This window comes from Streptomyces ureilyticus (genome assembly GCF_011045025.1).
Classification (GTDB): domain Bacteria; phylum Actinomycetota; class Actinomycetes; order Streptomycetales; family Streptomycetaceae; genus Streptomyces; species Streptomyces ureilyticus.
The window spans coordinates 1-5892 of sequence record NZ_JAAKZX010000352.1; the positions used below are offsets into that span (position 1 = coordinate 1).

At 70.5% G+C, this 5892-nt stretch carries 4 protein-coding genes and 1 pseudogene; 2 read left to right on the forward strand and 3 right to left on the reverse strand.

Features of this window, described 5'->3' with window-relative positions; translation table 11 throughout:
* Window positions 1-99: 99 nt before the first annotated feature.
* Window positions 100-474 (forward strand): annotated as a pseudogene (locus tag G6048_RS46395) (MFS transporter); the annotation flags it as partial.
* Between the two features lie 49 nt (window positions 475-523).
* Here G6048_RS46395 and G6048_RS46400 read toward each other — a convergent pair.
* The 3 genes from G6048_RS46400 to G6048_RS46410 form a co-directional block, all read right to left on the reverse strand.
* A complete protein-coding gene (locus G6048_RS46400; protein WP_165345638.1) occupies window positions 524-1342 on the reverse strand; it encodes a class I SAM-dependent methyltransferase in 819 nt (272 codons plus the stop codon).
* A gap of 56 nt (window positions 1343-1398) precedes the next feature.
* Window positions 1399-3099: an ATP-binding SpoIIE family protein phosphatase gene (locus tag G6048_RS46405; protein ID WP_165345639.1), complete on the reverse strand. Its 1701-nt coding sequence runs from the start codon at window positions 3097-3099 to the stop codon at window positions 1399-1401.
* 124 nt (window positions 3100-3223) lie between these two features.
* Window positions 3224-4624, reverse strand: a complete 1401-nt coding sequence (locus tag G6048_RS46410; RefSeq protein WP_328828991.1) for an NAD(P)/FAD-dependent oxidoreductase — start codon at window positions 4622-4624, stop codon at window positions 3224-3226.
* A gap of 398 nt (window positions 4625-5022) precedes the next feature.
* Between G6048_RS46410 and G6048_RS46415 the strand changes: the two genes are divergently transcribed.
* Entirely contained in the window at window positions 5023-5880 is an 858-nt protein-coding gene (locus G6048_RS46415; protein WP_165345641.1) for a TetR/AcrR family transcriptional regulator, read from the forward strand.
* Window positions 5881-5892: the final 12 nt, after the last annotated feature.

Sequence of the window (5892 nt, forward strand, 5' to 3'; positions counted from 1 at the left end):
ACTCGAAGCGTGCCGCCAGCAAAACCACGTCCTCCAGTCCGTCGGACGCGTCGAGCTCCTCCGGAAGCACCGTCCGCAGCACATGGTCGGCGATCGCCCAGTCAGGCGATGGCCACGGCCGCGTTCGTCTCGACGTACGCGCTCTTCGGGCTCGGGGAGGCGATGCTGTCGCCGACTGTGGCGCCGTTGGTCGCCGATCTGGCGCCGGCGGGGATGGCGGGGCAGTACAACTCGGCGTTCGCCCTGGTGAAGCAGCTTGCGCTGGCGGTCGGTCCGGCTGTGGGCGGGCCGATGGGGGCGGCGCTGCACGGGCCGTACGTCGTGACGTTCCTGCTGTTCTCGCTGGGCATCACGTTCCTGGCCGTGCGGCTGGGGCGGCAGCTCACGCCCGTACAGAATCAGCCGTCGGTGGGGAGGAGTCGGGTGGTCGCGCGGGGTGCGGAGGCCTCGGAGGGCGTACCGGCGAAGGTCTGAAGGCCGAAAGAGGCGGCCGTCACCACGTGGTGGCGGCCGCCTCTTTGTGTCAGCGGATGGCTGTGATCAGGGTCGACGTGAAGGAGAGCGTCGCTGTGCCGTCGGGGGCGGTGTGGTCCTTGAGGAGGGCGTGGACTGTGCGGCCTGCGCTGGTGAGGGCTCCCTGGCCGCCGGTGTCGGTGATGGTCTGGCCCCAGGGGAGCGCGGAGAGGTGATTGGCGGCGTATTCCGCCAGCGGGGGGAGGGCGATGCCGAAGGTGACCTCGCGGGCTGTCACCTGCTGGAAGCCCGCTTGGCGCAGGGCTGCCGTGAGGCGTTCGGCGGAGGAGAAGGCGGCCGTGAAGCTTGCGGCGGCTTCTGGACCGCCGTGTTCCGTGATGGCCCGGTGCTGGGCGGCGAAGTAGGGGGACTTGTCGAGGGAGGCCCATGTGGTGGCGGCGAAGTGGCCGCCGGGGCGGGTTACGCGGGCCGTTTCCGTGAGGGCCGCGTTCGGGTCGGGGAAGAACTGGGCGCCTTGTTGGCAGACGACCGCGTCGAAGGTGTCGTCGGCGTACGGGAGTTGGTCGGCGGGGGCCACGGTGAACTCGATGTCCGGGTACATGCGGGGGTGGTGTGCTTCGGCCACCTTGAGCATGGCGTCGTTCGGGTCGGCGCCGAAGACCCGGCCCGCGGGACCGACCCGGGCGGCCGCCACCCGTGCCGCGAAGCCGGTGCCGCATGCGAGGTCGAGCACGGTGGCTCCGGGGAACAGGTCGACGGCGTCCACGACCGCCTCGACGAAGGGCGCCATGATCGGCGCGACGTACCGCTCGTAACGCTCGGGAGCACTGCCTGAGAGCTGGAAGCCCGATTCCGTTTCCTCTGCCATGGAGGAGCTACTAGCACCGTGTGCGGCGATCGGCCAGATGGCGCGCGGCCATGGATCTAAGTGGCACGCGGAAGTGCGAACTCGCACCACACCGACTTGCCGCCGCCGGGTGTGCGGCGTGAGCCCCAGTTGGAGGCGATGGTAGCGATGATCGCGATGCCGCGGCCGGCCTCGTCGGCGGGTTCGGCGCGGCGGCGGCGTGGGAGGTGGTCGTCGCCGTCGGTCACCTCGACGATCAGGCGGCGGTCCGTGCGGCGCAGGCGCAGGCGCATGGGCGGGGTGCCGTGCTGGAGCGAGTTGGCGACGAGTTCGCTGGCGGCGAGGACGCCGAGGTCGTGCAGGTCCGTGGGGAAGCGCCAGCTCGTCAGGACGCCGGAGGCGAAGGCACGCGCGCGTGGGGCCGCTTCTACGCCGCCGAGCAGCTCCAGGGCGGCGTTTCGGAAGAGTTCGCCGTCGGAGCCCGTACGGGACGGGTGCTGGAGTACCAGGACCGCCACGTCGTCGTCGTGGTCGGCCGTCATGCCCGCCGAGCGGACGAGGCGGTCGCAGATCACCTGGGGTGTGCCCGTGGCGCCCGCTAGGGCTTCCTCCAGGGCGGCGATGCCCTCGTCGAGGTCCTTGTCGCGGCGCTCGACCAGGCCGTCCGTGTAGAGCACGGCGGTGGAGCCGGGGCCTAGCGGGATGGAGCCGGAGGAGTGCATCCAGCCGCCTGTGCCGAGGGGCGGGCCGATGGGTTCCTCGGCGCGCAGTACGGTGCCGCTGTCGTCGCGTACGAGGATCGGGAGGTGGCCGGCGGAGGCGTACACGAGGCGGCCCTCGTTGGGGTCGTGGACGGCGTAGGCGCAGGTGGCGATCTGGTTGGCGTCGATCTCCGTGGCGAGGCCGTCGAGGAGCTGGAGGACCTCGTGCGGGGGCAGGTCGAGGCGGGCGTACGCGCGGACGGCGGTGCGGAGCTGGCCCATGACGGCCGCAGCGCGTACGCCTCTGCCCATGACGTCGCCGATGACCAGGGCCGTACGGCCGCCGCCGAGGGTGATGACGTCGTACCAGTCGCCGCCGACCGCGGCCTCCGTGCCGCCGGGGTGGTAGACGGCGGCGACGCGCAGGTCGTCGGGTTCCTCCAGGTCCTGGGGCAGCAGGGAGCGTTGGAGGGTGACCGCGGTCTCGCGCAGTTCACGTTCGCTGGCGCGCAGGCGGTCGGCGGCCACGGCCTGGTCGGTGACGTCGGCGGCGAAGATCAGTACGCCGCCCCCCTCAGGGGTGGCTCCGTCGATGGGCACGGGGGTGCACGTGAAGGTGTACGAGCGGCCGCTGGGGACCTTGCGGGACAGGACCGTACGCGGCTTGGAGCTGCGCAGGACCTGGTCGAGGAGGGACAGCAGGCCGATCTCCTCCAGCTCGGGCAGCGCCTCACGCGCGGGCTCGCCGACCGGACGTGCGCCGAAGGCCGCTACGTAGGCGTCGTTGACGTACGCGAGGCGGTGCTCCCGGCCGTGTACGAGGGCGACGAGGGCCGGGATGCGGTCGAGGACCTCGCGGACCGGCAGTTCGTCGACGGCGGGGACCGGTGGGGTTTTGGCGTCGTCGGTGTCGGCGGCATCGGCGGTCTCGGCGGCTTCCTCAGCGGTTCGCCGCTCGGCGCGGGCCGCGGGCACGGAGCCGCCCTCCGGGGGGAGCGCGTTCGACGAACTGCCGGTCCGCGCCTGGGCGCGGCGCTGCGTTCCGGGGAGCCGGGCGCTCCAGCGCGTGAAGTTCACTGTGGGACAGGCCTCGTGGGATTGAAGGGCGAGCGGTCGGCCCGCCCATGGTCGTGGACCAGTGTGTCCGACCGGACCGACATCCGTCAGACGCCGGTCCCGGAGGTGGAGTTCCTGAGTCCGGTCAGGACGACCCCTTCGGGTCCTCTGGAGGCTTTCCACCGGCCGCGAGTTCGAACTCCGCACGGGGATGTTCGAGCGAACCGAGGGAGACGATCTCCCTCTTGAAGAGCCCCGCCAGCGTCCACTCGGCCATCACCCGGGCCTTGCGGTTGAAGGTCGGAACCCTGCTCAGGTGGTACGTGCGGTGCATGAACCAGGCAGAGTAGCCCTTCAACTTGCGCCCGTAGACGTGCGCGACGCCTTTGTGCAGTCCCAGGGAGGCCACCGAGCCGACGTACGCATGGGAGTACGTCTCCAGGGGCTCGCCGCGCAGGGAGTGGACGATGTTGTCGCCGAGGGTCCTGGCCTGGCGCACCGCGTGCTGGGCGTTGGGGGCGGTCTCCGCGCCGGGCTCCTTGGAGGTGACGTCGGGGACGGCGGCGGCGTCTCCGGCGGCCCACGCGTGCGTGACGCCCTCGACGGTCAGCTCGGCGGTGCACTTGAGGCGTCCGCGCTCGTTCAGCGGCAGGTCGGTGGCGGCCAGGATCGGGTGCGGTTTCACACCGGCGGTCCAGACGACCGTACGGGTCGGGAAGCGCGCGCCGTCACTCAGTACGGCGACCCGGTCAACGCATGATTCGAGGCGGGTCTCCAGGCGTACGTCGATATTGCGGCGGCGCAGCTCGGTGACGGTGTACTTGCCCATCTCCTCGCCGACCTCGGGCAGGATGCGGTTCGAGGCCTCTACGAGGATCCACTTCATGTCCTCGGGTTTGACGTTGTGGTAGTACCGCGCGGTGTAGCGGGCCATGTCCTCGAGTTCGCCGAGGGCCTCCACTCCGGCGAAACCGCCGCCTACGAAGACGAAGGTCAGGGCCGCGTCGCGGATCGCGGGGTCGCGGGTGGAGGAGGCGATGTCCATCTGCTCGATGACGTGGTTGCGCAGGCCGATGGCCTCTTCGACGGTCTTGAAGCCGATGCCGTGGTCGGCGAGGCCGGGGACCGGGAGGACGCGCGAGATGGAGCCGGGCGCGAGGACGAGCTGGTCGTAGGAGATCTGTTCCGGCTCCGCGCCCTCTTCTTGGGTGGCGAGGGTGGTGAGGGTCGCGGTGCGCTTGGCGTGGTCGATGGACTGGGCCTCGCCGATGACGATCTTGCACTGGTCGAGAACGCGGCGCAGCGGCACGACGACGTGACGGGGCGAGATGTTTCCGGCGGCCGCCTCGGGCAGGAACGGCTGATAGGTCATATAGGGGTCTGGCGTGACCACGACAATTTCTACGTCGCCACGTTTGAGCTCCTGCTTCAGCTTCCGCTGGAGACTCAGAGCGGTGTACATCCCGACGTAACCGCCGCCGACGATGAGAATGCGCGTACCGTTCCTGGGTCCGGGGGGCGCCCCCCGGTTGATCGCAGTCTTCACCCACCCATGACGCAACGCGCTCTTGATTTTGTCCACAGCCCCGGCAATTTGTGTGACCGACCGCCTGAGACGCGCAGAGTTGGCCGATTTGCCGGAGTGCACGGGAGATGCGCAGGTCAGGTGGGGGGTATGGGGTGCTGGTACGTGTCTGAATCGGGACGTAAGCGGCCCGTACTCCGATCGAGGGGCGCACTGTGCGGAACCTGCCCCTTCTGAATTGACCCTTGCTCAACTATTGTTCGTCTCTCATCGGGGTGTAGGGGGAAGCACTCGGCCGGCCCGCACGACTGGTTACGACGGGTATCCGGGTCGTGGGACCGATGCCTGTTCCGCTCGCTCCGGCTTGTCAATGGCGGGGAGAGTCTCCGGGGGGAGACGTCATTACCGGGGGAACACATATGCATGTTCAAGAAACTCATTGGTCATCCGCGTCTGCCATCGCTTCCGGCGGCGCGGTCGGCGCGGCGATGGGGAACGGGCGCGGTGCGGGGGACGCATCGCGGTCGACACCGCTGCGCGTGGACGCACAGCGCAATCTGGAGCACGTACTGCGTGCGGCGCGAGAGGTCTTCGGCGAGCTGGGGTACGGCGCGCCGATGGAGGACGTGGCGCGGCGCGCACGGGTCGGCGTCGGCACGGTGTACCGGCGCTTCCCGAGCAAGGACGTCCTGGTCCGGCGGATCGCCGAGGAGGAGACCTCCCGGCTGACCGACCAGGCCCGGGCGGCGCTCGGCCAGGAGGACGAGCCGTGGTCGGCGCTCTCGCGCTTCCTGCGGACGTCTGTGGCGTCGGGTGCGGGGCGGCTGTTGCCTCCGCAGGTGCTGCGGGTGGGGGTCGCGGAGGACAGTGCGGTTCTCGAAGAGGCGCTGGTGCCGCAGCAGCGGGCTCAGCCGGTGTCCGTCTCCGGCTCCTCGGGATCCGGCATCGGGTCCGTCTCCGGGTCCGGCTCGGGCTCGGGTGAGCTGCGGCTCGTGGAGCAGCGGTCGGCCTCCGACGGGGAGGTCGCTGCGGTCGACGACGCGGGGGCTGCGCAGCTGCTCGAGGTTGTGGGGCGGCTTGTGGAGCGGGCTCGGGCGGCGGGTGAGCTGCGGGCGGACGTCACTGTGTCGGACGTCCTGTTGGTGATCGCCACGGCGGCGCCTTCGCTGCCGGATGCGATGGTGCGGCGGACGTCAGCGGCGAGTCGCAGTGCGCCGTCCAGGAGGTCCTTGCCGTGCAGGACCATCTGGCGGCGCCAGGCGTCGAGTCCCGCGTAGATGAGGACCGAG